This window comes from Pseudomonas sp. NY15356, from assembly GCF_048068175.1.
GTDB classification, from domain to species: domain Bacteria; phylum Pseudomonadota; class Gammaproteobacteria; order Pseudomonadales; family Pseudomonadaceae; genus Aquipseudomonas; species Aquipseudomonas putida_K.
Map to the genome: position 1 here is coordinate 29,899 of NZ_JBLUPW010000019.1, position 25,928 is coordinate 55,826.

Sequence of the window (25,928 nt, forward strand, 5' to 3'; positions counted from 1 at the left end):
CCTGCGTGCGACGGCCCTGTGCGCCTGCGGGCGCGAGCGAACATCATGCACTTTGCCAACCCCGACCAGGCCAGGCGCTTCCTGGCCGACAACCCTGATATCGAGCTGTTCGAGCTGTTCATCCTCGACGCCAACGGCGTGCCCCGTGGCAAGCTGCTGCACCGCGACGAGCTGCTGGCGGTGTACGAAAGCGGCCGCCCCCTGCCCAGCACCATTCTCGGCCTGACCCTCAATGGCGAGGACGTGGAAGACTCCGGCCTGGTCTGGGACGTGGGCGATATCGACTGCCGCGCCTACCCGCTCGAAGGCAGCCTGGTACGCCTGCCCTGGCGACGCGTGCCGACCGCCGCCGTGCAGGTGAGCATGCACCCCAGCGAGGGCCTGCCGGCCAGCGTGGCCGACCCGCGTCATGTATTGCTGCGCACCCTCGAAGCGCTCGAGGCTGACGGCTACCACCCGGTGATGGCCTGCGAGCTGGAGTTCTACCTGCTCGATCAGCAACGCGACGCGCAGGGGCGCCCGCAACCGGCACTGGACAGCGATGGCGGTCGCCCACACGCCACCCAGGTGTACGGGCTGCGAGAACTCGAGCAGATCGAACCCTTCCTCGCCGACCTCTATGCCGCCTGCAAGGCCCAGGGCATCCCCGCGCGCACGGCGATCTCCGAATACGCGCCCGGCCAGGTGGAAATCACCCTGGAACACGGCCCTGCCTTGCAGGCCATGGACCAGGCCGTGCGCTACAAGCGCCTGGTCAAGGGCATCGCCAACGCGCATGGCATGCAGGCCTGCTTCATGGCCAAGCCCTTCGCCCACCTGGCCGGCACCGGCATGCACATGCACCTGAGCCTGGCCGATGCCGAGGGCAACAACCTGTTCGCCAGCCACGACCCGGCCGGTACCCCGCTGCTGCGCCAGGCGGTCGGCGGCATGTTGCGCCACCTGCGCGAGTCTTTGCTGCTGTTCTGCCCCAACGCCAACTCCTACCGGCGCTTCCAGGCCAACAGCTATGCGCCCCTGGCGCCGACCTGGGGCGTCGACAACCGTACCGTGAGCCTGCGGGTGCCCGGTGGGCCGGCCAACAGCCGCCACGTGGAACATCGTATTTGCGGCGCCGATGCCAACCCGTACCTGGCCGCAGCAGCTATTCTCGCCGCCGCCCACCGGGGTGTACGCGAGCAGCTCGACCCCGGTGCGCCTGTGCAAGGCAACGGCTACGCCCAAGCCAAGGAGCACCTGCCCACCGAGTGGCTGACCGCCCTGGAGGCCCTGGAGCATTCGACGTGGGCCCGGGAAGCTCTGGGCGAGGCCTTCCTCGGGGTCTACCTGAAGGTCAAGCGCGCCGAGTACCGCCAGTTCATGGCCGAAGTCGGCGAACAGGACTGGCGCTGGTATCTGCACCAGGCATGAGCCTCATCCGTTTGAAGGAATCGACATGAACGCAGCATCGAACAACCTGGCGGCGCAACGGGCACCGTCCTACTACAGCGCCACGCTCAACGACCCGACCGCCTACCCGACGCTCACCGGCACCGAGCAGGTGGACGTGGCCATCATCGGCGGCGGTTTCACCGGAGTCGCCACGGCAGTGGAGCTGGCCGAGCGAGGCCTGAAGGTGGCCATCGTCGAAACCAACCGGATCGGCTGGGGCGCCAGCGGGCGCAACGGCGGCCAAGTCACCGGCAGCCTCTCGGGCGACGAGGCCATGCGCACGCAGATGCGCAATCGCCTGGGCAGCGAGGTAGACGATTTCATCTGGCACCTGCGCTGGCGCGGGCACCAGATCATCGAGCAGCGCGTGGCGCGTTACGGTATCGATTGCGATCTCAAGCGCGGCCACCTGCACGCGGCGATGAAGCCGTCGCACATGAGCGAGCTGCAAGCCAGCTACGACGAGGCGCAGCGCCGTGGCATGGGCGACCAGGTGCAGTTGCTCGACCGCGCCGCGGTCGGCCAGCACCTGCAGAGCCCGCTGTACCTGGGCGCCTTGAAGAACCGCCGCAACCTGCACCTGCACCCGCTCAACCTGTGCATGGGCGAGGCCCGCGCCGCCCATTCCCTGGGCGCTTTGGTATACGAAAACTCCGAGGTACTGGAGATCATCCATGGCCCGCGCCCGGCGGTGGTCACCGCCCAAGGCCGCATCGAGGCACGTCAGGTGCTGCTGGCAGGCGATGTCTACCACAAGCTGGAAAAGCGCCAGCTCAAGGGCAAGATCTTCCCGGCCATGGGCGGCATCGTCACCACTGCACCGCTGGGTGAGCTGGCCGAACAGATCAACCCCCAGGACCTGGCGGTGTACGACTGCCGTTTCGTCCTCGACTACTACCGCCTGACGGCGGACAAACGCCTGCTGTTCGGCGGCGGCGCCAACTACTCGGGCAAGGATTCGCGGGATATCGAAGGCGAGCTGCGCCCCTGCATCGAGCGCACCTTCCCGGCGCTCAAGGGCGTGCCGATCGAGTTCAAGTGGAGTTGCGCCATGGGCATCGTGGTCAACCGTATCCCGCAGTTGGGCAAGCTTTCGGACAACGTCTGGTATTGCCAGGGCTATTCAGGGCATGGCATCGCCACCAGCCACATCATGGGCGAGATCATGGCCGAAGCCCTGACCGGAACGCTGGAGAAATTCGACACCTTCGCGGCGTGCAAGCACATCAAGGTGCCGATGGGGGACCTACTGGGCAATCCGCTGCTGGCGGCGGGGATGTGGTACTACCAGATGCTCGAGAAACTGCGCTGACTCCGCGCCCCCTGTAGGAGCGGCCTTGTGCCGCGAAAGGGCCGCAAAGCGGCCCCGATCAGCGATGCTGCAAAAGCCGGGGCGTGCCTTGCAGCCCTTTCGCGGCACAAGGCCGCTCCAGAGACCGCGCGGCCTGCGGGTCAGGCGATCTTCTTCAGGCCCTGTTTCTTCAGCTCTTCATCGCGCAGCTCGCGACGCAGGATCTTGCCGACGTTGGTGGTCGGCAGCGCATCGCGGAACTCGATGTAGCGCGGCACCTTGTAGCCGGTGACATTGGCGCGCATGTGCTCCATCACCTGCTCCTTGGTCAGGGTCATGCCCGGCTTGACGACGATGAACATCTTGATCACCTCGCCCGACTTCTCGTCCGGCACGCCGATCGCCGCGCACTGCAGCACGCCCGGCAAGCCAGCCAGCACATCTTCGAGCTCGTTGGGATACACGTTGAAGCCGGACACCAGGATCATGTCCTTCTTGCGATCGACAATGCGCATGTAGCCGTCCGGCTGGATCACCGCGATGTCGCCGGTCTTCAGCCAACCGTCCTGGTCGAGGATCTCGGCGGTGGCGTCCTCGCGCTGCCAGTAGCCCTTCATGACCTGCGGGCCCTTGACGCACAGCTCGCCGACCTCGCCCAGGCCCAGTTCGCGACCGCTGTCATCGATGACCTTGCACAGGGTGGAAGGCACCGGAATGCCGATGGTGCCGACCTGGTTGGCCTCGGCCGGGTTGACCGCCGCTACCGGGCTGGTCTCGGTCATGCCGTAGCCTTCGCAGATGGCGCAACCGGTCACCGCCTTCCAGCGCTCGGCCACGCTCAACTGCAAGGCCATGCCGCCGGACAGGGTGATCTTCAACGCCGAGAAGTCCAGGGCGCGGAAGGCATCGTTGTTGCACAGGGCGACGAACAGGGTGTTGAGCCCGACGAAGCCGCTGAACTTCCACTTGCCCAGCTCCTTGACCATCGCCGACAAGTCACGCGGGTTGCTGATCAGCACGTTGTGGTTGCCGATCAGCATCATGGCCATGCAATGGAAGGTGAACGCATAGATGTGGTACAGCGGCAGCGGGGTGATGAGGATCTCGCACCCCTCATGCAGGTTGGAGCCCATCAGCGCCCGGCATTGCAGCATATTGGCCACCAGGTTGCGGTGGGTCAGCATGGCGCCCTTGGCAACCCCCGTGGTACCGCCGGTATACTGCAGCACTGCGACGTCGTTGGGCTGGGGGTTGGCCTCGGTCACCGCGCCACCCTTGCCCAGGGCCAGGGCATCGTTGAAGCGCACGGCGCCCGGCAGGTTGTAGGCCGGCACCATCTTCTTCACGTACTTGATCACGCTGTTGATCAACAGGCGCTTGAGCGGCGGCAGCAGGTCGGCCACTTCGGTGACGATGACGTGCTTGACCTGGGTCTTGGGCACCACCTTCTCGGCGAGGTGGGCCATGTTGGCCAGGCATACCAGGGCCTTGGCGCCGGAGTCGTTGAACTGGTGCTCCATTTCCCGCGCGGTGTACAGCGGGTTGGTGTTGACCACGATCAGGCCGGCGCGCATGGCGCCGAACACGGCTACGGGGTATTGCAGGACATTGGGCAATTGCACGGCGATGCGGTCGCCGGGCTTGAGGTCGGTATGCTGTTGCAGCCAAGCGGCGAAAGCGCCCGAGAGCGTGTAGAGCTCACCGTAGGTCAGGGTCTTGCCCAGGTTGCTAAAGGCCGGTTTGTCGGCAAAGCGTTGGCAGGATTGCTTGAGTACCGCCTGGATATTGGGGAATTCGTCAGGATTGATTTGAGCCGTAATTCCGGCTGGGTACTTATCCTTCCAAAAATTTTCGATCATGGAAGCCCGCTCCTTCAGCAACAGCCAATTCGTCACGCATTGTGCGTTTATTATTGATATGAGATGACGGCTCATTGCAAACCGGATCATCCGAAAGCGCGCCGAGAGTAACAGCTTTGCCAAGGGTCGACTAGAGCCCGAATCGGCCTTACCGGTCACAAAAATGACTCAAAGAACTATACAGGTCATTTTTAGAGTATTTAACCAAAACGTCGCAATTCAGCCCGAAAAAGGCAGGCTAGAGCGGTTCATCCCTAGCCTGCCTGTTCGGAAGACCGCCAGGGATCAGGCGATATCACGCAGCTCGCGGCGCAGGATCTTACCCACCGGCGTCATGGGCAATGAATCGCGCAGCACGATGTGCTTGGGCACCTTGTAGCCTGTGAAGTTGGCCTTGCAGAACGCCTTGAGCTCATCGACATCCAGCCCGCCCTCGCGGGGCACCACGAACAGCTTGACCGCCTCGCCGGAACGTTCGTCCGGCACGCCGATGGCCGCGCAGTTGGCGACCTTCGGGTGCCCCATGACCACATCCTCGATCTCGTTGGGGTACACGTTGAAACCCGAGACGATGATCATGTCCTTCTTGCGATCGACGATACGGGTAAAACCGTCGGGGTCGATCACGGCGATATCGCCCGTCTTCAGCCAACCCTCGGCATCCAGTGTGGCGGCGGTGGCCTCGGGCTGCTGCCAGTAGCCCTTCATGACCTGCGGCCCCTTGATGCAGAGCTCGCCCCGCTCGCCCAGGGGGAGTTCGTTGCCCTGGTCGTCGATAACCTTGAACGCCGTGCCCGGCACGGGGATGCCCACGGTGCCCAGGCGTGCCAGCTCGCCATAGGGGTTGGTGCTGGCCACCGGAGAGGTTTCGGTCAGGCCATAGCCCTCGACGATGCGACAACCCGTCAGTTGCTCCCAGCGTTCGGCGGTGGCCTTCACCAGCGCCGTGCCGCCTGAGTTGGTGACCTTGAGGGCGGAGAAATCCAGGGCCTTGAAGCCGGGGTGGTCCATCAGAGCGACGAACAGCGTGTTCAAGCCCAGCAGCGCGGTGAACCGCCACTTGCCCAATTCCTTGATGAAACCCGGGATGTCGCGGGGGTTGGTGATCAGCACGTTATGGTTGCCGGTGACCATCATGCACATGCAGTTCGCGGTGAAGGCATAGATGTGGTACAGCGGCAGCGGCGCGATCATCACCTCCTCGCCGTCCTTGATCAGCCGCTGGCCGTCGGGGCCGTGCTGGGCGAAGCAGGCCAGCACCTGCAACATATTCGCGACCAGGTTGCCGTGGGTGAGCATGGCACCCTTGGCAAGGCCGGTGGTGCCGCCGGTGTACTGCAGCACGGCGATGTCGTCGAGCGCCAGCGCCACCGGCCTGGGCGACAGGCCGCGGCCCTGGCGCATCACCTGCTTGAACGACACGGCCTGGGGCAGGTTGTAGGCCGGGACCATCTTCTTCACTTTGTCGACCACGGTGTTGACCAGCCAGCCCTTGGCGGTGGGCAGCAGGTCGCCCATCTTCGCCTCGATCAGGTACTGGATGTCGGTCTCGCCGAGCACCTCCTGCACGCGCTGGCCGAACATGTTCAGGTACACCAGGGCGCGGGCGCCGGAGTCCTTGAACTGGTGGCGCATCTCGCGCGCGGTATAGAGCGGGTTGGTGTTGACCACGATCAGGCCGGCGCGCATGGCACCGAACACGGCGATAGGGTATTGCAGCACGTTGGGCATCTGCACGGCGATGCGATCGCCCGGGACGAGGTCGGTGTGCTGCTGCAGCCAGGCCGCGAAGGCCGCGCAGTGGCGATCGAGGTCGGCATAGCTGAGGGTCACGCCCAGGTTGCTGAAGGCCGGGCGGTCGGCGAAGCGCTTGCAGGAGCGTTCGAAGACATCGACCACGGAGTAGTAGGCATTGATATCGAGGGTGGAAGGCACGCCCGCCGGGCGCTTGTCGTTCCAGAAGTCGGCTTGCATTTATAGTTGTTCCTCTGCCCGAAGCTATCCCTACCTCTTTGCCCACACAGGCAAAAGGGTGTTGAACCGACGTTAGCAGGTAAGACGCAGGTGGCATACAAGCCAAATGCCGCCATTAACATTGTGAATCTTATTTGTTGTCTTCCTGCAATCGGCGCCATTGCGCATACACTGTCTCGAAGCCGTGCGCAAAGGACCTTCCATGCCCCATGACGCCTTCTGGCTGCCTGCCAGCGAGCATTGCAGCCTCTATGTCCACCAGTGGTTGCCGACCACCCCGGTCAAGGCCGTGGTGCTGCTGGCCCATGGCATGGCCGAGCATGCCGGTCGCTATCGGCGCCTGGGCCACGCCCTGGCGGATGCAGGTTTCGCGCTGCTCGCCCCGGACCTGCGTGGCCATGGCCGTACCGCCGAGCTGGGCTGCCTGGGCCTGTTCGCCCGTCATCATGGCTGGACCACCGTGGTCAACGACCTGGGCCTGATCGCCCAGCACATCGGCCAGCAATTCCCTGGTACACCGCTGTTCCTGTTCGGCCACAGCATGGGCAGCTACATCGCCCAAGCGTACCTGATGCACCACAGCGCCAGCCTGCAGGGCGCCGTGCTCAGTGGCTCGAACTTCCACCCCCCCCTGCTGTACCGCACCGCCTCCCTGGTAGCCCGTGCCGAAACCTGGCGCCAGGGGCCGCTGGGCAAGAGCGCGCTGCTCGACTGGCTGTCGTTCGGCTCGTTCAACAAGGCCTTCAAGCCCAACCGCACTGCCTTCGACTGGCTCAGCCGCGATGCTGACGAAGTCGACCAGTACGTCGCCGACCCGCTGTGCGGCTTTCGCTGCTGCAACCAGCTGTGGGTTGACCTGCTCCAAGGCCTGGCGCAGATCAGCCAGCCGAAGAACCTGGCGCAGATCGACCCGAACCTGCCCATCCTGGTGATCGGCGGCGAATGTGATCCGGTCAGTGCCGGCAAGCGTCTGAAAGGTCTGGCCGCTGCCCTGCGCGCGACCGGCAACCGGCACGTGCAACTGCGCCTGTACCCCGAGGCCCGGCACGAACTGCTCAACGAAACCAACCGCGACGAGGTCACCGCCGATATCCTCGGCTGGCTGGAGCAGGCCCTGGCCCTTGGCCGCCCTGCCCGCAGTGAATGATGTACACTTCCCCGTCCGCCCCCCTAAGGAAGCCCCGATGCCCCAGGTCACCAACACGCCCTACGAAGCCCTCGAAGTCGGGCAGAAAGCCAGCTATGAAAAGTCCGTGCAGGAGCGCGACATCCAGCTCTTCGCCGCGATGTCCGGTGACCACAACCCGGTGCACCTGGACGCCGAGTTCGCGGCCAAGAGCATGTTCCGCGAGCGCATCGCCCATGGCATGTTCAGTGGCGCTTTGATAAGCGCCGCGGTGGCCTGCACCCTTCCGGGCCCCGGGACCATCTACCTGGGCCAGCAGATGAGCTTCCAGAAGCCGGTGAAGATCGGCGACACCCTGACCGTGCGCCTTGAGATTCTCGAGAAACTGCCCAAGTTCAAGGTGCGCATCGCCACCAATGTATACAACCAGAACGACGAGCTGGTCGTCGAAGGCGTCGCCGAGATCCTCGCACCGCGCAAACAGCAGACCGTGGAACTGGTCACCCCGCCAAATTTCGTCGCCAGCTGATACGGTGCCCTGTGGGAGCGGTTTTACCCGCACAGCATGCCACACGGTATTCGCGGGTAAACCCGCTCCCACGGGCCTTGCGCTTGCTCAGCTCTTTCTCACCCCAACTCCCGCAGACACCGCTCGATATGCCGCCGCTCCGGCCCTTGCCGGGTAAGCGCCAGGGCCTGGCGCCAGGCGACCCGGGCCTGCTCATCCTGCCCCAACTGCCGATGCAGTTCGGCCCGCGCGGCATGGGCCAGGTGGTAATCGAGCAACTCGCCCCGCCCCAGGATCGCTTCGATCGCCTGCAACCCAGCCCTCGCTCCATCTCGCTTGGCCAGCGCCACCGCCCGGTTCAGCTCGACCACCGGTGACGGCCAGTGGCGCTGCAGCACATCATAAAGCCCGACGATTTCCGCCCAGTCGGTCTGCTCGGCGCTGGGCGCCTCGGCATGCAGCGCGGCGATGGCTGCCTGTACGCTGTAGGCGCCAAACTGACGGCTGCGCAACGCCTGCTGCACCAATTGGCAGCCTTCGTCGATCTGCGCACGGTCCCACAAGCTGCGGTCCTGGCGGTCGAGCAGCACCAGCTCTCCCGCCGCATCGGTGCGGGCGCGCAGGCGCGACGCCTGCAGCAGCATCAATGCCAGCAGCCCGAGCACCTCGGCATCGGGCAGCAGTTGGGCGATCAAGCGCCCCAGGCGGATCGCCTCGTCGCACAGTTCGCGCTGCACCAGGTCTTCGCCAGAGGACGCGGAGTACCCTTCGTTGAACACCAGATACACCACCCGCAGCACGTTTTCCAGGCGTTCGGGCAGCTCACCCAGGGCCGGTACCTGGTAGGGAATGCGCGCATCGCGGATCTTGGCCTTGGCGCGGACGATGCGCTGGGCAATGGTCGCCGGGCTTTGCAAAAATGCCCGGGCGATCTGCTCGGTGGTCAGGTCGCATACTTCACGCAGGGTCAGCGGTACTTGGGCGTCTGCGGCAAGAGCCGGGTGGCAGCAGGTGAAGATCAGGCGCAGGCGGTCATCCACCAGCAGTTCCTCCTCGCTGGGGTCCTGTCCCTCCCCTTCCAGAAGCATGATCAGGTCAGCCTGGGAGCGGTCGAAGCGAGCCCGCCTGCGCAAGGCATCGATGGCCTTGAAACGGCCTGCGGAGACCAGCCAGGCCCGGGGGTTGTCCGGGATGCCGTCCCGCTGCCAACGTTCGACAGCGATGAAGAAGGCGTCATGCATCGCCTCTTCGGCCAGGTCGAAATCGCCGAGCAGGCGGATCAAGGTTGCCAGGATACGCCGGGAGTCGCGGCGGTAGACCGCCTCGACCTCCCCGCGCACCTGTTCGGCATCGACCATCAGTCCGGCATCCGCTGGGTCACGACCTCCACCAGGCGGTCCAGGCTTTCGCCCCATCCCTGGTAGAACCCCATTTCTTCGTGGGCGCGGCAGTCGGCAGCACTCCAATGCAAGGCCCGGGCGGTGTAGCGGGTCTTGCCCTGCTCTTCGTCGAAGGTCATCACCGCGGTCATGAAAGCCTTGCCCGACGGCACCCAGCCCGGGGCGAACGCATCGGTGAATACCAGCCGCCGCGGTGCGATGATTTCCAGGAATACACCCTGGTTGGGGTACTCGGCGCCATCGGGCGCCCGCATCAACGTGCGGAACAGGCCACCGACCCACAGTTGCATCTCGCATTCAGGGGTGGTCATGCCATGGGGCCCCCACCATTGGCTCAGCCACTGGGGCTCGGTCCAGGCGCGGAACACCTTGGCCGGCGGTGCATCGATCAGGCGGCTGATGGCCAGCTCATGCTGTGCCTGGGCCAGGCCTGGTTGTGCAAGGCTCATGATGCTCGCTCTCCATTGTCAAGGTTGCAGCTCGCGCACCGGCCGCACTTCGACGCTGCCGACCCGCGCCGCCGGAATCCCCTTGGCGATGTTCAGCGCCTCGTTGAGGTCGCGGGCATCGACCAGGTAGAAGCCGGCCAACTGTTCCTTGGTCTCGGCGAACGGGCCGTCGGTCAGGCTCATGCGCCCGCCACGCACGCGTACCGTAGTGGCGGTCTGCACAGGCTTGAGCGCCTCGGCCGCGAGCATTCGCCCGGACCCCTGCAGCGATTCGGCGTAGGCCATGCATTCGGCGTCTTCGGGGCTGTCGGGCAAGCTGTGCAGCAGCCCTTCGTCACAATAGACCAGGCACAGGTATTTCATGGTCGTCTCCAATGCAGGGGTCGCGGGCAATTGCCGATAAGCGGTATCAGGGCTTGAGGTTGAACAGCGCCTTCTGGGTCTGCATGTCGAAAGGCGCCGACCAGTGTTCATGGATGACCTGCCACTGCCCGCCCCTACGACGATAGCCCACGGTGGCGCGCATGAAGCCGCATTGGCTTTCGTTGTCGGCCGGGCCGCAGCGGTTGAGCCAATGGGCCAGGGCCAGGTCACCGTCGGCATGCACGGTCAACTGGGCGAGTTCGAAGACCATCGGCCCGGTACACATGCCCATGCACATCTCCCAATGCGCCCGGTAGGCCGCTTTGCCCTTGAATTGCAGTTCCTGGATGGCATCGAACGCCAGGATATCGTCGGCATAGGGCGCGGTGATCGCATCGAGGTCGCGGTCACGCACGGCTTGCATCCAACCTTCGATCAATTGGCGGATTTCGGTTTCGGCTGCAGTGTTCATCGGTGTTTCCTCCGATCGCTCATGAGTGGGTGGCACCGGGAGAAGCCGGTGCCTTCATGACTGGTCGAACTGGGATCGGGGAAATCGACACCGCGCTGAAAATCTTTTTTTGTCGCGTCCGCGACGGGACCACGCTATTAACCAGGCTTATGACGCCGGGCTGGCCAGAATGAACTCACGATAACCGGAGAGAATCACGTACCCCGCGAAGTAGCAGAAGATCGCCGCCGACAACAGGTACGACCAAGTCAGCAAACGATCCCCCAGCAGACGCCCGCCGTGGCTGGCGATACCACACAGGGCCAGGCACCAGACCACCCCGGCGGCGAAGAAGCCTCCCAGGAACAACCCGGCCTCCAGCAGCCCACCGGCACCGGAGCGGGAAATCAGCACCCCTCCCACCGCAGCGAACCAGAGAATGGCACTGGGCGAGGACATGGCCAGGAACATTCCTCGCAGGAACTCGCGCCAGGCCGGCTCGATCACCACCTGCCCACGGGCCTCCAGGTGCCCGCCACGCCAGGCCGCCAGTGCCATCTTCAGCGCAAACCACACCAACAGCGCCGAGCCGCCAAGCCACAAGGTCCAGCGCACCGCCTCGAACTGCAACAGCACGGTCATGCCCGCCAACGCCGCGACGGCATAGATCAGGTCACCAACGCACGTTCCCAAGCCCAGCCAGAGGCCTTGCATGAAGCCGCGGCGCATCGCCAAGGTGATCATGGCGATGTTGGCCACGCCGATGTCCAGGCACAAGGACAGGCTCAGAAGGAATCCATTCGAAAAAGGCATGGGGCACTCTGTATACGCTACGGCTCGAGAAGAGGCGCATTGTGCCTGGCTTGCAGCGTGGATGTCAGGCCCGCGCAGCCTGCTCGACCGCTTGGCCTCCTTTCCCAGGCGAGGCCGATGGCACCGCCAGCATTGGCTGCCGAGTACCAACTACACTCTAGAACCTTGCCGCTGGGTGGTCGCTGGCAAACACCATTTGTCCTGCGACGCCCTGTGGGAGCGGTGGTCCCACAGGGCAGCACTGATCAATGGTTCTCTGCGCGACAGCGCAGCCCGAAGGGTTGGGCTATCTCCTTCAAGGTCGAAGGCGGCGCCGACGTTTCAGCCCTGGCTGCAACCTTCGCCCATGGCACGATATTGGATGGTGTGCACCTGGCCTTGATGGTCCTCGTAGGTCATGGTGGCGGGCACCACTTCGCAGACGTTGGGGATGGTCGAAAGGCTGATCACCCGCTTGATGTCCAGGTTCATGGAGTAGTCGTACTGCTCGACAACAGGCTGGGTGGAGGCGGTCTTGACCTCGTCTGCCAGGGCGAACGAGGACATACCGACCAATGCAAGAATCAGTAAGGGTTTCATGGTATATGGCCTTAAAAGCAATCAAACTGATCGATTGACTTCATATGCCGGAAATGGCGCGGAGAAGTTGTCATCGACTTCGAGATGACACGAAGTACCGATCCCGCTGCGTACGGGGGATGGAGAAAATTCTACTCCCCGCCGGTAATAGTTGAACCCCAAACTCGGACAATCACCCTTGCGTGGCCTGCAACAATTCATGACAGGCCTGCACCAGGGAGGCTGCAGGTCAGCCATTGTGATGTCACAATCGGCACATGACGACGATGCCCGCACTTGACTGCCGCCCCCTCACCCGCCTCGAACGCAAGTTGCTCGATCACTTCTACCGCCAGCACGGCTCGCGCATGCGCGCGGCTGGCGATGGCGAATCATGGGTGGCTCGGGCCGATGGCATCGTCGGCGGCATGAACCTGAGCCCCGTGGCCGATGGCCGTTGGCTCACCGGCCTGTTCGTGGCGCCGCAATGGCGTGGCCGGCAGGTCGCCACGCACTTGATCGAGGCAGCATTGGCCGCCAACGCGCCCCCTACCTGGCTGTTCTGCCATCCGGAGCTGGAAGCGTTCTACCAGCGCATGGGCTTTACCGTCACCGCTGTCCTGCCCGACGCCCTGGGCGCACGCCTGACGCGCTACCAGCGCAGCAAGCGCCTAGTGGCGATGGTACGAGGTCAATCGTCGCGGGCATCCAGCCCGGGAAACAGCACCTCGGTATAGCCGAACCGGCTGAAATCCTGGATGCGCGACGGGTACAGGCGGCCGATCAGGTGGTCGCACTCGTGCTGCACCACCCGGGCATGGAAACCGTCGGCGAAGCGGTTGATCGGGTTGCCCTGTGGGTCGATGCCTTCGTAGCGGATATGCCGAAAGCGTGGCACCACGCCACGCAGGCCGGGCACCGACAGGCAGCCTTCCCAGCCGTCCTCGACCTCCATCCCCACGGGCGTGATCACCGGGTTGAGCAGGATCGTCTGCGGTACCGGCTCGGCATCGGGGTAGCGCTCGCTGCGCTCGAAGCCGAAGATCACCAACTGCAGGTCGATGCCGACCTGTGGCGCGGCCAGGCCCACACCCCCTACATGGCGCATGGTCTCGAACATATCGTCGATCAACTGCTGCAGCTCGGCGCTGCCGAGCAGCTCCTGCGGCACTGGCGGGGCGATGCGCAGCAGGCGTTCGTCGCCCATCTTCAGGATGTCACGGATCATCGCGGGTTCGGCTCGCTGGGCTGGGGCTCGACCGGGTGCTCATGGCCGAGCACGGTCAGGGTCTGCTTGGCGGCCTGGCCGGTGGCTTCCTTCTGGCCAGGGTTCTTGCCTTCACTCGACATGTGCTCGATGACCGCATTCATTTCCGCGCCCAACAGCAGTACCGCGGCGGAGATGTAGAAATACAGCAGCAGCACGATGATCGCACCGATGCTGCCGTACATCGCGTTGTAGTCGGCGAAGGTCTTCACATAGTACCCGAACGCCAGCGAGGCGATGATCCACACGACGACCGCCAGCACCGAGCCTGGGGTGATGAAACGAAACTCCTGCTTCACATCGGGCATCACGTAGTAGATCAATGCCACCGCCACCATCATCAGGATGATGATCGACGGCCAGCGCAGGATGGTCCACACCGTGACGATCACTTCCTGCATGCCGACCTGGGCGGCGATCCATTCCATCACCTGCGGCCCGAGCACCATCAGTGCCGCAGCCGCCAGGAGCATGCCGGCGATGCCGACGGTGTAGATGATCGACAGCGGCAGGCGCTTCCACACCGGGCGCCCTTCGGGCACGTCGTAGGCGGCGTTCATCGCGCTCATCATCAGGCGTACGCCGGCCGAGGCGGTCCATAGGGCAATGACGATACCCACCGACAGCAGCCCGCCCTTGGACTGCTGCAACTGGTCGATCACCGGGTTGACCTGCTCCAAGGCCTGGGGCGGCAGCACCAGCTCCGACTGCAAGCGCAGCCAGGAGAAGAAGTCCGGCAGGTGCAGGAAGCCGATCAGGGCGATGAGGAACAGCAGGAAGGGGAACAGCGAAAACAGCATCTGGTAGGCCAGCGCGGAAGCATAGGTGGACATCTCGTCATCGAGAAATTCGCGAACGGTGCGCACCAGCACGCGGTGCAGGGGCAAGCCGCGCAGGTCGGGGAAAATCATAGCGTCTCCTTTCGCCGCAGGATCGTGTCAGGCAAGGCCAACTGGCAGGCGGTAGGCCCTTTCAATGATGCAAGTCTAATAGACCACGCCAGGTGCGGTGCTGCTCAATCCCGGACACACCGAAGAAATGGCTACGCAATGGGCTATGCCGGGCACGCACTGCGGGAGCATACCGGGCTTGTTCGCCAGCAGCGCCCAACGCACAATACCAGGCCTTTCTAGCGTCAACCCGCAGGAACCTGCATGAAACTCGACAAACCCACCGCCATCGCCCGCCGCAACGAAGTGCTGGAACGGCCGGTGCTCAACCGCGACAACACCTTGTTCGCGATCCTCGACCGCAAGCGCAACCTGTGGTGGTTCGATGTACCGACGGCGCTGCTGCGCAAGGGCCAGCCCGACTGGGTCAACCTGCTGCTGCACACGCCCGAGACCGACACGCTGCAGCACCTGAAGGTGCCGACCAACTTCCTGCGTGCCCATCAGGAACAGATGGAAGTCCGCCACCCCGGCAAGCGCCGCTCGACCATCAGCCTGGCCCTGAGCGCCGACCGCGACTCGCTGCTACGCGACACCCGCCCCGGTGGCGAGCAGCTGGACTTCACGCCTTTCCTGCAGGCCTGATCAGGCTCGCTCGATACGATCGTCAAGGATGACGATACGGCCCTGCTTGTACAGCGCGCCAATCGCTTTCTTGAAATTGCCCTTGCTGACGTTGAACAGCCGGCTGATCAGCTCCGGGTCGCTCTTGTCGCAGACCTCGAGCATACCGCCGGCGGCCTCCAGGCGCGCCATGATCTGCTCGGGCAGGCTGTCGGCCAGCACCTTGCCCACCGGCTGCAGGCTCAGGGCGATCTTGCCGTCGTGGCGCACTTCCTTGATGTAGCCCTTCTCGTGCATGCCCGAACGCAGGAACTTGAACACCTCGTTCTTGTGGATCAGGCCCCAGTGGCGGTTGTTGATGATCGCCTTGAAGCCCATCGGCGTCTGCCCGGCCACCAACAGCTCGACCGGCTGGCCGGCCTGGTAGTCGGCCGGGGTGCGATCCAGGTAGCGGTCCAGGCGAGCGGTGGCGGTGATGCGGCGTGTGCGTTTGTCCAGGTAGGCGTGCACCACACAATAATCGCCGATCTTCAGCGGCCGGGACTCTTCCGAGTATGGCATCAGCAGGTCCTTGGACAGGCCCCAGTCGAGGAAGATGCCGGCGCCGTTGATGTCCTTGACCTTGAGGCTGGCGAACTCACCGACCTGCAGCTTGGGCTTCTCGGTGGTGGCGATCAGCTGGTCCTCGCTGTCGAGGTAGATGAACACGTTCAGCCAGTCGTCGACCTCGGTGGCGGTGTCCTTGGGAATGTAGCGCCTGGGCAGCAGGATCTCGCCATCGGCCCCACCGTCGAGGTACAGGCCGAAGTCGGTGTGTTTCACGATTTGCAAACTGTTGTAGCGCCCAAGCAAAGCCATTTACGAAGATCCTCAAGACAAGGCGGCTATTCTACACCTGAACAGCCCCGGCCGCCTGTCCATCCATGCCCAGGAACTGCGGTGGCCAGGTTGCATCTACTGCCAGGCAAGCCCCAGCAAGGATTGGCCCATGCTCCTGACCCTGCGCCACGCGTTCCTCGCCCTCTGCTTCGCCCTGGCCGTGGTGGCCTGCAGCCGCATCGACCTGGCCTATCGCAACCTCGACGTGCTGGTGCCCTGGTCGCTGGGCGACTACCTGAACATGAACCGCCAGCAGAAGGCCTGGCTCGACCAGCGGCTCAAGCAACACCTGGCCTGGCATTGCCAGACCCAGCTGCCCAGCTACCTGGAGTGGCTCGACCAGATCCGCCGGATGGTGGCCAACGATCAGGTTACCGACCAGGCCCTGCGCCAGCGCACCGACGAAGCGCGCCAGGCCATTGTCCGGGTCGCTGAGGCGATCACGCCATCAGCCACCGAGTTGTTGCGTGGTATGAGCGATGATCAGGTCAAGGAGATGAGCCAGGCCTTGCGCGACGATATCCACAAGCGCCAGACGCAATACGACAAGACGCCACTGCACAAGCAGGTCAGCGAACGCGCCCAGCGCATGGAAGAGCGCCTGGAGCCCTGGTTCGGCGAGCTCAACGCGCCCCAGCGCCTGCGCGTGCTGACCTGGTCCCAGGCGCTGGGGGACCAGAACGGCCAGCGCATTGCCAATCGCGCCCACTGGCAGCAGCAACTGGTAAAGGCCATGGCCCAGCGCAACACCCCCGCCTTCGAGCCTCGGATCGCCCAGCTGCTACAACGCAAGGAAAGCCTATGGAGCCCGGAATACCGCATCGCCTTTCAGCGCTCCGAGCAACAGGCTCGCAGCCTGCTGGTAGACCTGATGAAGCAGAGCACCCCCGGGCAGCGGCAGTTTCTCCAACAGCGGTTGAGCAAGGTGCGCGCTGATTTCCGTGAGCTGAAGTGCCTGCAAGCCGCAGCCACACGATGACCAGCGACACCTCATGCCAGACATATCTACCGCAGGTTCTACAGGGGTATCGACACAATGCACAGCAAGGCATCACAGCCGACGCCATTCACCTTTTTGTCGAGAGCACTGACCCATGAAGACCGATTTCACCAATCAGGACGAGAATGCGCCCTTCTACTCCGGCTCGTTGGAGGACTTGCTGAGCGCCATCTACGCGGATGGCTGCGTTTCGGCCCAGGAATACAGGGCCATTCGGGATGAAGCGGACAAGCGTATCGAAACACTTATCGGGCTGCTGGGATCACGCAACAGCACCCTGACCGCCTACATGAACTCGATGGATGTCACCATGCAGTTGCTACAGTTGGCGGCTCTGCAGGCCAAGAAAGCCAAGCTGACCGATACCGGGAAAGCTATCGTCCGTGATGCGCTGCAAGCGCAGCTCGAATACCTCAAGGCGGGTACCCACCTGGTGCTTACCCAGCTGTGAAATAACGACGCATGGGCACCACCACACGCTTCGGTGATGCCTGTGCGTCCGGCTGCACAAAAGCCGTGGCCAGGCTCAGCGTGCGTTACGCCGATACGGAAACACATCGATGACCTTCCCGTCACGAATCGCCGCCTGCAGCCCCTTCCAGTAATCGGCGTCATACAGCTCCCCATGCAGCCGGCTGAACAATCGCCGCTGGCCGATATCGGCAAACAGGAACGGTGGGAACTCTTCGGGGAACACGTCGTGGGGCCCAATCGAGTACCAGGGCTCGCCAGACATTTCGTCCTCCGGGTAGCGAGGCGGCGGAATGTGCCGGAAATTCACCTCGGTGAGGAAGCTGATCTCGTCATAGTCATAGAACACCACCCGGCCATGGCGGGTGACGCCGAAGTTCTTCAGCAGCATGTCGCCCGGAAAGATATTCGCCGCCGCCAGCTGCTTGATCGCCAGGCCGTAATCCTCCAAGGCCTCCAGCACCTGGGCCTCGCTGGCCTGCTCGAGGTAGAGGTTGAGCGGGGTCATGCGCCGTTCCGTCCAGCAGTGGCGAATACGCACGGTATCGCCTTCGAGCACCACGGTCGAAGGCGCCACCTCCAGCAGTTCGGCCAGGCACTGGGGGTCGAACTTGGCCTTGGGGAAGCGAAAGTCGGCGAACTCCTGGGTATCGGCCATGCGCCCGACCCGGTCGACGCTTTTCACCAGGCGGTACTTGTCGATCACCGTGGCCCGGTCGACGGTCTTGGACGGCGAAAAACGGTCCTTGATGATCTTGAACACCGTATTGAAGCCGGTCAGGGTGAATACGCTCATCACCATGCCCCGCACCCCCGGCGCCATGATGAAGCGATCCTCGGTGGTCGCCAGGTGGTTGATCAAGGCACGGTAGAACTCCGACTTGCCATGCTTGTAGAAGCCGATGGAGGTGTACAGCTCGGCGATATGCTTGCCAGGCAGGATACGCTTGAGAAAACCGACGAATTCCGCGGGCACCGGCACGTCGACCATGAAATACGAACGGGTGAAGGAAAAGATGATCGAGACTTCGGCTTCGTCGGTGATCAGCGCATCCGCCTCGATGCCATGGCCCTCGCGGTGCAGCAACGGGATCACCAGCGGCCATTGCTCGTCGGGGGTATACAGCCGCCCGACCAAGTAGGCGCCCTTGTTGCGGTACAGCACCGGCGAAAACAGCTCCACGGCCAATGCCGGATCCTTGCACACCCAGTCCGGCAGGCAGTCGCGCAGTTGCCCCTCCAAGCGCACCACGTCACCCTCCAGGTCAGCGTAGGGCACGTCGAACGGATAGTCGGCAAACACGGCCCGCAGCAGGTTGCGCAGGCTGCCGTCCGGCCGGTAGGTACGAGTCTGCGCCGCACGTTCGTGGCCACGCATCGAGGGTCGGGTGGTGTGGATGAACATGCAGCCATCGCTGATCAGGTCATGACTGAACAGGCTGCAGAAGATCGAGTTGTACCACGTCTCCGACAGTTCATCGTCCAGCCGTGGGTCGATCAGCCTGATGTAGGCGCTCTTGACCAGCGGCCACTGCTCCACGTCCAGCAGCACCATCTCGGCGAAGCCTTGACGCAGCCAACCGTTGACTTCATTGACCTTGGCCTCGTAGAGGTTGATCCGCCTCGCGGCCGCCCGCTGGGTTTCCTGCCACTGAGCCTGTTCGAAACGCTCACGGGCACCGAGTGTGATGCGCCGGAAATGCTCGCGGTAGTCGTCGAAGCCATCGAGGATCATCCGGGCGATCTGAGCTGCCGGCCAGGGCTGGGACATGCGAAGGACCTCTGTGCTGGGGTTCAACACGTCAGCTTAGTTTCATCTCCCGCTCTTGGTATCCCCCTTCGCGGGTAACAGGGGCAGCACACCGTCCCACCTGGGTGGGCTTGTCCCGCGACAGGACCAGCGCGAATTCACACCGCAAGAAAGGACAAGAACCGCTCTCCCCCGCTAGCGTACACTCGCGCCCTTGCCGATCGCTGGAGACCACCGTGAGCGCCACCGCCCTTGCCCGCCTGCTGACCCTTGCCGCCGTCTGGGGAGCGAGCTTCCTGTTCATGCGTATCATCGCCCCGGAGCTTGGCACGGTGCCGACCGCGTTCTTCCGGGTATCGATCGCCTGCCTGGGGCTGATGGCCATCCTGGCGGCGGCACGGGTGCGCTGGAACTTCCAAGGCAAACTGGGTGCCTGCCTGGTGCTGGGGATGATCAACTCAGGAATTCCAGCCACTTTCTATTCGGTGGCGGCCCAGGTGCTGCCGGCGGGCTATTCGGCGATCTTCAATGCCACCACACCGTTGATGGGCGTGCTCATCGGCGTGCTGTTCTTCCGTGAGCCGATGACCCTGGCCAAGCTGTGCGGGATCTTCCTCGGCCTGTTCGGTGTCGGCATCCTCAGCGGCGCAGGCCCCGTTGCCCTGGACCTGGCCCTGCTGCAAGGCGCCCTGGCCTGCCTGGCGGCGACCACCTGCTATGGCTTCGCCGGTTTTCTCGCCCGGCGTTGGCTGAGCGACCTGGACAGCCGGCTTTCCGCCCTGGGCAGCATGCTGGGCGCCACCTTGCTGCTGACCCCGCTGTTCGCCTGGAGCGCCCTGACCCAGCCTCCGGCCAGCTGGGGCGGTTGGCAGGTCTGGTCGTCGCTGCTGGGCCTGGGCCTGTTGTGCACAGCCTTCGCCTACATCCTGTACTTCCGCCTGCTGGCCGAGATCGGGCCGGTCAAGGCCAGCACCGTGACCTTCCTGATCCCGGTGTTCGGCGTGCTCTGGGGCGCCTGGCTGCTGGACGAGCCGCTGTCGATGGCGCACCTGTATGGCGGCGTGCTGATTGGCATGGCGCTGTGGCTGGTGCTGCGACCGGCCAGATAACGATCGCGAGGCAAGGCCGCCCCTGCAGGAGCGGCCTTGCGCCGCGAACGGGCCGCAAAGCGGCCCCCGGGCCTCAAGCCTCAGCCGGCCGCAACCCAGGCTTGCGGAACACGAACAACAAGCCGACGACGATCAACCCCATCCCCAGCAGGCTGAGCGGTGCCAGCCGGTTGCCGAAGATCAGGAAGTCCATCACCGCCGTCACCGCCGGCACCAGGTAGAACAGGCTGGTGACATTGACCAGGTTGCCCCGGGCGATCAGCCGGTACAGCAGGAGGGTCGCCAGCAACGACACCACCAGGCCCATCCACAACAGCGCGCCGAAGAAGGTCGCGTTCCATTGCACATGCAACGGTTGCAGCGGCGCGAATACCGCGCACAGGGCGAAACCGGCCAGGTATTGCAGCGGCAAGGTGCCCATGGGGTTGTCGGTGATGCGCTTCTGCAGGATCGAGCCAAAGGTCATACTGGCCAGCGCCAGCAGGGCGAACAGCATCCCGGCCAGGGATACCCCGCCCAGGTTGATGCCCTGGTACACCACCATCACCAGCCCGCCGAGCCCCAAGCCCAGGCCGAACAAGCGGCTCCAGGAACGCTGGCGCTCCATCAGCACCACGGTGAGGATAGGTTGCACGCCCATCACCGTAGCCATCACGCCGGGCGTGACGTGAGTATCGAGCGCCAGCAGGTAAAAGACCTGATAGGCGCCCAGCAGTACGCAGCCAGTCCCCAGGGCACGCAGGATCGCGCCCGGGGTGCGCGGCCAACGCAGCCCCAGCAATGGGCCGATCAGCAGCAGGCCGGCCAGGGCCAGCGCCGAGCGCAGCAAGAGGAAGGCGAACGGGCTGGCCTGGGCCAGGCCGAGCTTGGAGACGATCGCCCCGCTGCTCCACAGCAGGACGAACAAGCTGGTCGTGGCCGCCGAGACCACGGATGCTTTGGAAAAGACAGACATGTGTTGCCACCTGTATTGGGCAAGAAAGCCAAACGGCAGGCTGTCGCGTTAGCGAGGGATATAGCCGACCGTGTTCAGTAGGTTGCGCGTGCGGTGGGGTGCGGCCAGGGGCCGGTCAGCCCAGCACCACGACTGCGCAAGGAGGCGGAGCTACGCCGCCTACGACGCCACTGACAGGTGGTGGGTAGTGACTGATCATGGCCGGCTGCTGGCTGCCACGCACGGCCACGCCCGCGACAGGCGCGAGGACGAAAGCAGTGGTGGAAGGGATGGCTGGCATGAACAGGTCTTCTGGAAGGATGTGAATGGATCCGACTATAGCGGCGTATCCGCTACTGGGCAAGGCGCGTGATGATCAGGGCCCGATCGCCGGTTCGCCGACGATCGGGCCAGGGCGTCAGAACAACCAGCGGTACAGCAGGTAGGCCACCACCACCGCCAGCACCGGCCGCAGGATGCGGTAGGCCTTGGGGTTGGCGCGCTTGAACTGCTTCACCCGGGTGCTGATCCGGTTGCTGAAGCGCTTGCTCCAGGCATAGGCCTGGTTGATGCCGCCCACGCGCTCGTCATCGGTGTTCTGTGGCGCGGTGGCGCGCCCGAGGAAGGCACTGACCTTGCGGTTGATGCGGGTCATCAGCGGGCTGCTGAGCGGCCGCTCGATGTCACAGAACAGGATGACGCGGGTGACGTCGGTCTCGTTCTTGACCCAGTGCACGTAGGTTTCGTCGAACATCACGTCCTCGCCGTCGCGCCAGGCGTACGGCTGGCCATCGACATAGATGCGGCAGTTGTCCGAATTGGGCGTCGACAGGCCCAGGTGATAGCGCAGCGAGCCGGCGAAGGGATCACGGTGCGGGTTCAGGTGGCTGCCGCCCGGCAGCAGGGCGAACATGGCGCCCTTGACATTGGGGATGCGGCTGACCAGTTCGACGGTCCTGGGGCAGAGCATTTCGGCCGAGGGCAACGGCTTGTCGTACCATTTCAGGTAGAAACGCTTCCAGCCCTTCTTGAAGAACGAACCGAAGCCGGCATCGTTGTCCTTCTCCGCCGCGCGGATGTAGCCCTCGTCGAACAGGCGCATGGCCTCTTCACGGATCACCTCCCAGTTGTCCTTGAGCACGTCCAGTTCCGGGAAGCGCTGGCGGTCCAGGTAGGGCTTGGAAGGTACGCCGGAAAAGAGATACATCAGGCTGTTGTAAGGGGCGAACAACGCTGAATGGTTAACGAACTGGCGCAGCACCGGCAAGCGCGCCTTGCCGCGCAAGTGCACGAACAGCACACTACCGAAGAACACCAGCAGGACACCTGCCTTGGCTGCAAAGGAAAAGGTCATGCAACAACTCCTTGGAGAGGAAACCAGGCCGTAGCCTGCTCCCACGCAAAATCATCCGGCCATCATAAACCCATCCGGCCCCGGTAAAAACAACCGGGGCCGGACTGCAGTGTTGAGGATTTTGCAACAAAGCGCGCCATCGAGCATTGCGCCGGATCAGCGGTATGCTGGACAAGCTCCCAGGCTACGCGTGCTTCGTGGGAGCCGGCTTGCCGGCGATTAGGTTGCCCAGCAGCCGCCTACTGCTGGTTTTCCTGCTCGGTGAACAGGTCGCTGAACAACATGCTCGAGAGGTAGCGCTCACCGGAGTCCGGCAGGATCACCACGATGGTCTTGCCCTGCATCTCGGGCTTCTCGGCCAGGCGCACCGCCGCCGCCATCGCCGCACCACAGGAGATACCGCAGAGGATGCCCTCTTCCTGCATCAGGCGCAGCGCCATGGCCTTGGCCTCCTCGTCGGTGACCGTCTCGACCTGATCGACCACCGACAGGTCCAGGTTCTTCGGCACGAAACCTGCGCCGATACCCTGGATCTTGTGCGGGCTGGGCTTGAGCTCCTCTCCGGCCAGGGTCTGGCTGATCAGCGGCGAAGCCACAGGCTCCACCGCCACCGAAAGGATCGACTTGCCCTGGGTGTGCTTGATATAGCGCGAAACACCGGTGATGGTGCCGCCGGTGCCGACGCCCGCCACCAGCACGTCCACCGCGCCGTCGGTGTCGTTCCAGATCTCGGGGCCGGTGGTCTTCTCATGGATCGCCGGGTTGGCCGGGTTGTCGAACTGCCCCGGCAGGTAGTACTTGCCAGGCTCGGAAGCAACGATCTCGTTGGCTTTCTCGATCGCGCCCTTCATGCCCTTGGCCGGGTCGGTGAGCACCAGTTCGGCGCCCAGGGCCTTGAGCACCTTGCGCCGCTCCAGGCTCATGGAAGCGGGCATGGTCAGGAGCAGCTTGTAGCCACGGGCAGCGGCAACGAACGCCAGGCCGATGCCGGTGTTGCCCGAGGTCGGCTCGACGATGGTCATGCCCGGCTTGAGCTTGCCACTGCTCTCGGCATCCCAGACCATGCTCGCGCCGATCCGGCACTTGACCGAATAACCTGGGTTACGCCCTTCGATCTTGGCCAGGACGGTCACCCCGCGCGGGGCGATGCGGTTGATCTGCACCAGCGGCGTGTTGCCGATGGAATGGGCATTGTCTGCGTAGATGCGGCTCATGGCAGGGTCCTTAACCGTGCAGGAAAGCCTCAAGGGTAAGCCCGCCCCACAGGCCAGTAAAGCCCGTTCGAACTCGGCCAAGCCCGGCGCGGTCAACCGGACAACCCGCCCTCGGAGAGCCTTCGATGAAAGCGCGTTACCGCTGGCCGTTGCTCGGCGTCACCGGCCTGGTTGCCCTGTTGCTGGCCCTGCACCTGGCCCTGCCCTACCTGGTGCGCGACTACCTCAACGACAGGCTGGCCGACATGGGCGACTACCGCGGCCACATCACCGATGTCGACCTGGCCTGGTGGCGCGGCGCCTACCAGGTCAACGGCCTGAAGATCGTCAAGACCACCGGCAAGGTCCCGGTGCCGCTGCTCGATGCGCCGCTGGTCGACCTGTCGGTGAGCTGGCGCGCGCTGTGGTACGACCAGGCAGTGGTGGCCGAAGTGGTGTTCGTGCACCCAGAGCTGAACTTCGTCGACGGTGGCAACAAGCGCAATTCCCAGACCGGCCAGGGCACCGACTGGCGCCAGCAGCTGGAGAAGCTGCTGCCCATCACCCTCAACGAAGTGCGCATCGACGACGGCACCCTGACCTTTCGCAACTTCACCTCCAAGCCGCCCGTGGACCTGAAGGCCACCCAACTGCAGGCCAGCATCCGCAACCTGACCAATGTGCGCGACGAGAAAGGCAGGCGCGACGCCAGCTTCGACGGCACGGCGCGCCTGCTGGGCGACGCCCGGGTGGAAAGCCGCGCCACCTTCGACCCGTTCAGCGACTTCGACGACTTCGAATTCCGCCTGCGCGCCACCGACATCCAGCTGCGCCGGCTCAACGATTTCGCCAGTGCCTATGGCAAGTTCGACTTCAACGCCGGGCACGGTGACCTGGTGATTGAAGCCCAGGCCGAACAGGGCCGGCTCAACGGCTACATCAAGCCGCTATTGCGCGATGTGGACGTGTTCAACTGGCAGCAGGACGTCGAAGACAAGGACAAGGGTTTCTTCCGTTCGATCTGGGAAGCGTTGGTCGGCGCCAGCGAAACGGTGCTGAAGAACCAGCCCAAGAACCAGTTCGCCACCCGTGTGGAGCTCAGCGGCAGCGTGCACCAGCGCGACATCAGTGGGTTCGAGGCGTTCTTGCAGATCCTGCGCAATGGCTTCATCCAGGCGTTCAATGCACGTTACGAGCAGTCGCCGCCCGATTCCGACTGAACCGAGGCGCGACGCACCATTCAGAGACTGAATACCCAGTCTGCGTTTGCAGGCGCCGGGCGCGGCGTTATAGTCGCTGACAAATCACAAACAGAGGTTGCCCGCACGGGCCCTGTCGCCGGCAAGCCGGCGACAGGGCCGATGCAGGCTTGCGCAGAGGATCGGTTCATGAAGTTCGAAGGCACCCGCGACTACGTCGCCACAGACGACCTGAAGCTGGCGGTCAACGCGGCCATCACCCTGGAACGCCCGCTGCTGGTCAAGGGTGAGCCGGGTACCGGCAAGACCATGCTCGCCGAACAGCTCGCGGCCTCCTTCGGCGCCCGGTTGATCACCTGGCACATCAAGTCCACCACCAAGGCCCACCAGGGCCTGTACGAGTACGATGCGGTCAGCCGCCTGCGCGACTCGCAATTGGGCGTGGACAAGGTCCATGACGTGCGCAACTACCTGAAGAAGGGCAAGCTGTGGGAGGCCTTCGAAGCCGAGGAGCGGGTGATCCTGCTGATCGATGAAATCGACAAGGCCGACATCGAGTTCCCCAACGACCTGTTGCAGGAGCTCGACAAGATGGAGTTCTACGTCTACGAGATCGACGAGACCATCAAGGCCAAGCAGCGTCCGATCATCATCATCACCTCCAACAACGAAAAGGAGCTGCCGGACGCCTTCCTGCGCCGCTGCTTCTTCCATTACATCGCCTTCCCCGACCGCGACACCCTGCAGCAGATCGTCGACGTGCACTTCCCCAACATCAAGCAATCGCTGGTCAGCGAGGCGCTGGACGTGTTTTTCGACGTGCGCAAGGTGCCAGGCCTGAAGAAGAAGCCCTCCACCTCCGAACTGGTCGACTGGCTCAAGCTGCTGATGGCTGACAACATCGGCGAGGCGGTTCTTCGCGAACGCGACCCGACCAAGGCCATCCCGCCGCTGGCCGGCGCCCTGGTCAAGAACGAGCAGGACGTGCAGCTGCTCGAACGCCTGGCCTTCATGAGCCGGCGCGGCAATCGCTGA

The 25,928-nt window shown here is 64.0% G+C and carries 27 protein-coding genes; 11 read left to right on the forward strand and 16 right to left on the reverse strand.

What is annotated here, in order from left to right:
• Positions 1-45 precede the first annotated feature (45 nt).
• Together ACNFCI_RS15870 and ACNFCI_RS15875 are read left to right on the forward strand one after the other, a co-directional pair.
• The gene (locus ACNFCI_RS15870; RefSeq protein ID WP_084858418.1) at positions 46-1,410 is read left to right on the forward strand and encodes a glutamine synthetase family protein; all 1,365 of its coding nucleotides are present in this window, start codon (positions 46-48) and stop codon (positions 1,408-1,410) included.
• A 25-nt stretch (positions 1,411-1,435) separates the two neighbouring features.
• Positions 1,436-2,743, forward strand: coding sequence for an NAD(P)/FAD-dependent oxidoreductase (locus ACNFCI_RS15875; RefSeq protein ID WP_084858417.1), 1,308 nt, complete (start codon positions 1,436-1,438; stop codon positions 2,741-2,743).
• Between the two features lie 140 nt (positions 2,744-2,883).
• On the opposite strand, the gene fadD1 is transcribed toward ACNFCI_RS15875, so the two are convergent.
• Positions 2,884-4,581, reverse strand: a complete 1,698-nt coding sequence (fadD1, locus tag ACNFCI_RS15880) for a long-chain-fatty-acid--CoA ligase FadD1 (RefSeq protein ID WP_084858416.1) — start codon at positions 4,579-4,581, stop codon at positions 2,884-2,886.
• 285 nt (positions 4,582-4,866) lie between these two features.
• On the reverse strand, positions 4,867-6,555 hold the full coding sequence (gene fadD2 / locus ACNFCI_RS15885) for a long-chain-fatty-acid--CoA ligase FadD2 (protein WP_368829946.1): 1,689 nt from the start codon (positions 6,553-6,555) through the stop codon (positions 4,867-4,869).
• 202 nt (positions 6,556-6,757) lie between these two features.
• Here fadD2 and ACNFCI_RS15890 point away from each other — a divergent pair, with 202 nt between their 5' ends.
• Positions 6,758-7,702 carry a lysophospholipase gene (locus ACNFCI_RS15890; protein ID WP_368829945.1) on the forward strand — a complete coding sequence of 315 codons (945 nt, stop codon included), beginning with the start codon at positions 6,758-6,760 and terminating at the stop codon, positions 7,700-7,702.
• A 37-nt stretch (positions 7,703-7,739) separates the two neighbouring features.
• Complete coding sequence (locus tag ACNFCI_RS15895; protein ID WP_084858413.1) at positions 7,740-8,210, forward strand: MaoC family dehydratase; 471 nt, start codon at positions 7,740-7,742, stop codon at positions 8,208-8,210.
• 98 nt (positions 8,211-8,308) lie between these two features.
• On the opposite strand, the gene ACNFCI_RS15900 is transcribed toward ACNFCI_RS15895, so the two are convergent.
• The 6 genes from ACNFCI_RS15900 to ACNFCI_RS15925 form a co-directional block, all read right to left on the reverse strand.
• Complete coding sequence (locus ACNFCI_RS15900; protein ID WP_084858412.1) at positions 8,309-9,547, reverse strand: RNA polymerase sigma factor; 1,239 nt, start codon at positions 9,545-9,547, stop codon at positions 8,309-8,311.
• Positions 9,547-10,038 carry an SRPBCC family protein gene (locus ACNFCI_RS15905; RefSeq protein ID WP_084858411.1) on the reverse strand — a complete coding sequence of 164 codons (492 nt, stop codon included), beginning with the start codon at positions 10,036-10,038 and terminating at the stop codon, positions 9,547-9,549. Before ACNFCI_RS15905 ends, ACNFCI_RS15900 begins: the two co-directional genes overlap by 1 nt.
• 18 nt (positions 10,039-10,056) lie before the next feature.
• Entirely contained in the window at positions 10,057-10,401 is a 345-nt protein-coding gene (locus ACNFCI_RS15910; protein WP_084858410.1) for a YciI family protein, read from the reverse strand.
• A gap of 46 nt (positions 10,402-10,447) precedes the next feature.
• Positions 10,448-10,873 carry a nuclear transport factor 2 family protein gene (locus tag ACNFCI_RS15915; RefSeq protein WP_368829944.1) on the reverse strand — a complete coding sequence of 142 codons (426 nt, stop codon included), beginning with the start codon at positions 10,871-10,873 and terminating at the stop codon, positions 10,448-10,450.
• A 147-nt stretch (positions 10,874-11,020) separates the two neighbouring features.
• Positions 11,021-11,665: a LysE family translocator gene (locus ACNFCI_RS15920; protein ID WP_084858408.1), complete on the reverse strand. Its 645-nt coding sequence runs from the start codon at positions 11,663-11,665 to the stop codon at positions 11,021-11,023.
• 321 nt (positions 11,666-11,986) lie between these two features.
• On the reverse strand, positions 11,987-12,244 hold the full coding sequence (locus ACNFCI_RS15925; RefSeq protein WP_084858407.1) for a DUF2790 domain-containing protein: 258 nt from the start codon (positions 12,242-12,244) through the stop codon (positions 11,987-11,989).
• Between the two features lie 266 nt (positions 12,245-12,510).
• On the opposite strand from ACNFCI_RS15925, the gene ACNFCI_RS15930 reads away from it, so the two are divergent.
• Complete coding sequence (locus tag ACNFCI_RS15930; protein WP_084858406.1) at positions 12,511-12,960, forward strand: GNAT family N-acetyltransferase; 450 nt, start codon at positions 12,511-12,513, stop codon at positions 12,958-12,960.
• Here ACNFCI_RS15930 and def read toward each other — a convergent pair.
• Together def and ACNFCI_RS15940 are read right to left on the reverse strand one after the other, a co-directional pair.
• Positions 12,915-13,451 carry a peptide deformylase gene (gene def, locus ACNFCI_RS15935; RefSeq protein ID WP_084858405.1) on the reverse strand — a complete coding sequence of 179 codons (537 nt, stop codon included), beginning with the start codon at positions 13,449-13,451 and terminating at the stop codon, positions 12,915-12,917. The genes ACNFCI_RS15930 and def overlap by 46 nt on opposite strands.
• A complete protein-coding gene (locus tag ACNFCI_RS15940) occupies positions 13,448-14,401 on the reverse strand; it encodes a YihY/virulence factor BrkB family protein (RefSeq protein WP_084858404.1) in 954 nt (317 codons plus the stop codon). Before ACNFCI_RS15940 ends, def begins: the two co-directional genes overlap by 4 nt.
• Positions 14,402-14,644: 243 nt before the next feature.
• Between ACNFCI_RS15940 and ACNFCI_RS15945 the strand changes: the two genes are divergently transcribed.
• Positions 14,645-15,025 (forward strand): hypothetical protein, encoded by a 381-nt coding sequence (locus ACNFCI_RS15945; RefSeq protein ID WP_084858403.1) that lies wholly within the window; start codon positions 14,645-14,647, stop codon positions 15,023-15,025.
• Here the strand turns inward: ACNFCI_RS15945 and ACNFCI_RS15950 are convergent, their stop codons facing one another.
• Positions 15,026-15,862 (reverse strand): S1 RNA-binding domain-containing protein, encoded by an 837-nt coding sequence (locus ACNFCI_RS15950; RefSeq protein WP_368829943.1) that lies wholly within the window; start codon positions 15,860-15,862, stop codon positions 15,026-15,028. It lies immediately after the preceding gene.
• 130 nt (positions 15,863-15,992) lie between these two features.
• Here ACNFCI_RS15950 and ACNFCI_RS15955 point away from each other — a divergent pair, with 130 nt between their 5' ends.
• Positions 15,993-16,862 (forward strand): DUF6279 family lipoprotein, encoded by an 870-nt coding sequence (locus ACNFCI_RS15955; protein WP_084858401.1) that lies wholly within the window; start codon positions 15,993-15,995, stop codon positions 16,860-16,862.
• Positions 16,863-16,977: 115 nt separating this feature from the next.
• Entirely contained in the window at positions 16,978-17,334 is a 357-nt protein-coding gene (locus ACNFCI_RS15960; protein WP_084858400.1) for a hypothetical protein, read from the forward strand.
• A gap of 75 nt (positions 17,335-17,409) precedes the next feature.
• On the opposite strand, the gene aceK is transcribed toward ACNFCI_RS15960, so the two are convergent.
• Entirely contained in the window at positions 17,410-19,125 is a 1,716-nt protein-coding gene (aceK, locus tag ACNFCI_RS15965) for a bifunctional isocitrate dehydrogenase kinase/phosphatase (RefSeq protein WP_368829942.1), read from the reverse strand.
• 215 nt (positions 19,126-19,340) lie between these two features.
• On the opposite strand from aceK, the gene ACNFCI_RS15970 reads away from it, so the two are divergent.
• Positions 19,341-20,213 (forward strand): DMT family transporter, encoded by an 873-nt coding sequence (locus ACNFCI_RS15970; RefSeq protein WP_368829941.1) that lies wholly within the window; start codon positions 19,341-19,343, stop codon positions 20,211-20,213.
• 73 nt (positions 20,214-20,286) lie between these two features.
• On the opposite strand, the gene ACNFCI_RS15975 is transcribed toward ACNFCI_RS15970, so the two are convergent.
• From ACNFCI_RS15975 to cysK, 4 genes are all read right to left on the reverse strand, one after another.
• Positions 20,287-21,168, reverse strand: coding sequence for a DMT family transporter (locus ACNFCI_RS15975; RefSeq protein ID WP_084858397.1), 882 nt, complete (start codon positions 21,166-21,168; stop codon positions 20,287-20,289).
• A 115-nt stretch (positions 21,169-21,283) separates the two neighbouring features.
• Positions 21,284-21,448, reverse strand: a complete 165-nt coding sequence (locus ACNFCI_RS15980) for a hypothetical protein (RefSeq protein ID WP_172403051.1) — start codon at positions 21,446-21,448, stop codon at positions 21,284-21,286.
• Positions 21,449-21,565: 117 nt separating this feature from the next.
• Positions 21,566-22,501 carry an aspartyl/asparaginyl beta-hydroxylase domain-containing protein gene (locus ACNFCI_RS15985; RefSeq protein WP_084858396.1) on the reverse strand — a complete coding sequence of 312 codons (936 nt, stop codon included), beginning with the start codon at positions 22,499-22,501 and terminating at the stop codon, positions 21,566-21,568.
• A gap of 239 nt (positions 22,502-22,740) precedes the next feature.
• On the reverse strand, positions 22,741-23,715 hold the full coding sequence (gene cysK, locus ACNFCI_RS15990) for a cysteine synthase A (RefSeq protein WP_084858395.1): 975 nt from the start codon (positions 23,713-23,715) through the stop codon (positions 22,741-22,743).
• Positions 23,716-23,840: 125 nt separating this feature from the next.
• Here cysK and ACNFCI_RS15995 point away from each other — a divergent pair, with 125 nt between their 5' ends.
• Both ACNFCI_RS15995 and ACNFCI_RS16000 read left to right on the forward strand, forming a co-directional pair.
• Positions 23,841-24,914, forward strand: coding sequence for a DUF748 domain-containing protein (locus ACNFCI_RS15995; RefSeq protein ID WP_084858394.1), 1,074 nt, complete (start codon positions 23,841-23,843; stop codon positions 24,912-24,914).
• Between the two features lie 168 nt (positions 24,915-25,082).
• Positions 25,083-25,928 (forward strand): AAA family ATPase, encoded by an 846-nt coding sequence (locus tag ACNFCI_RS16000; RefSeq protein WP_084858393.1) that lies wholly within the window; start codon positions 25,083-25,085, stop codon positions 25,926-25,928.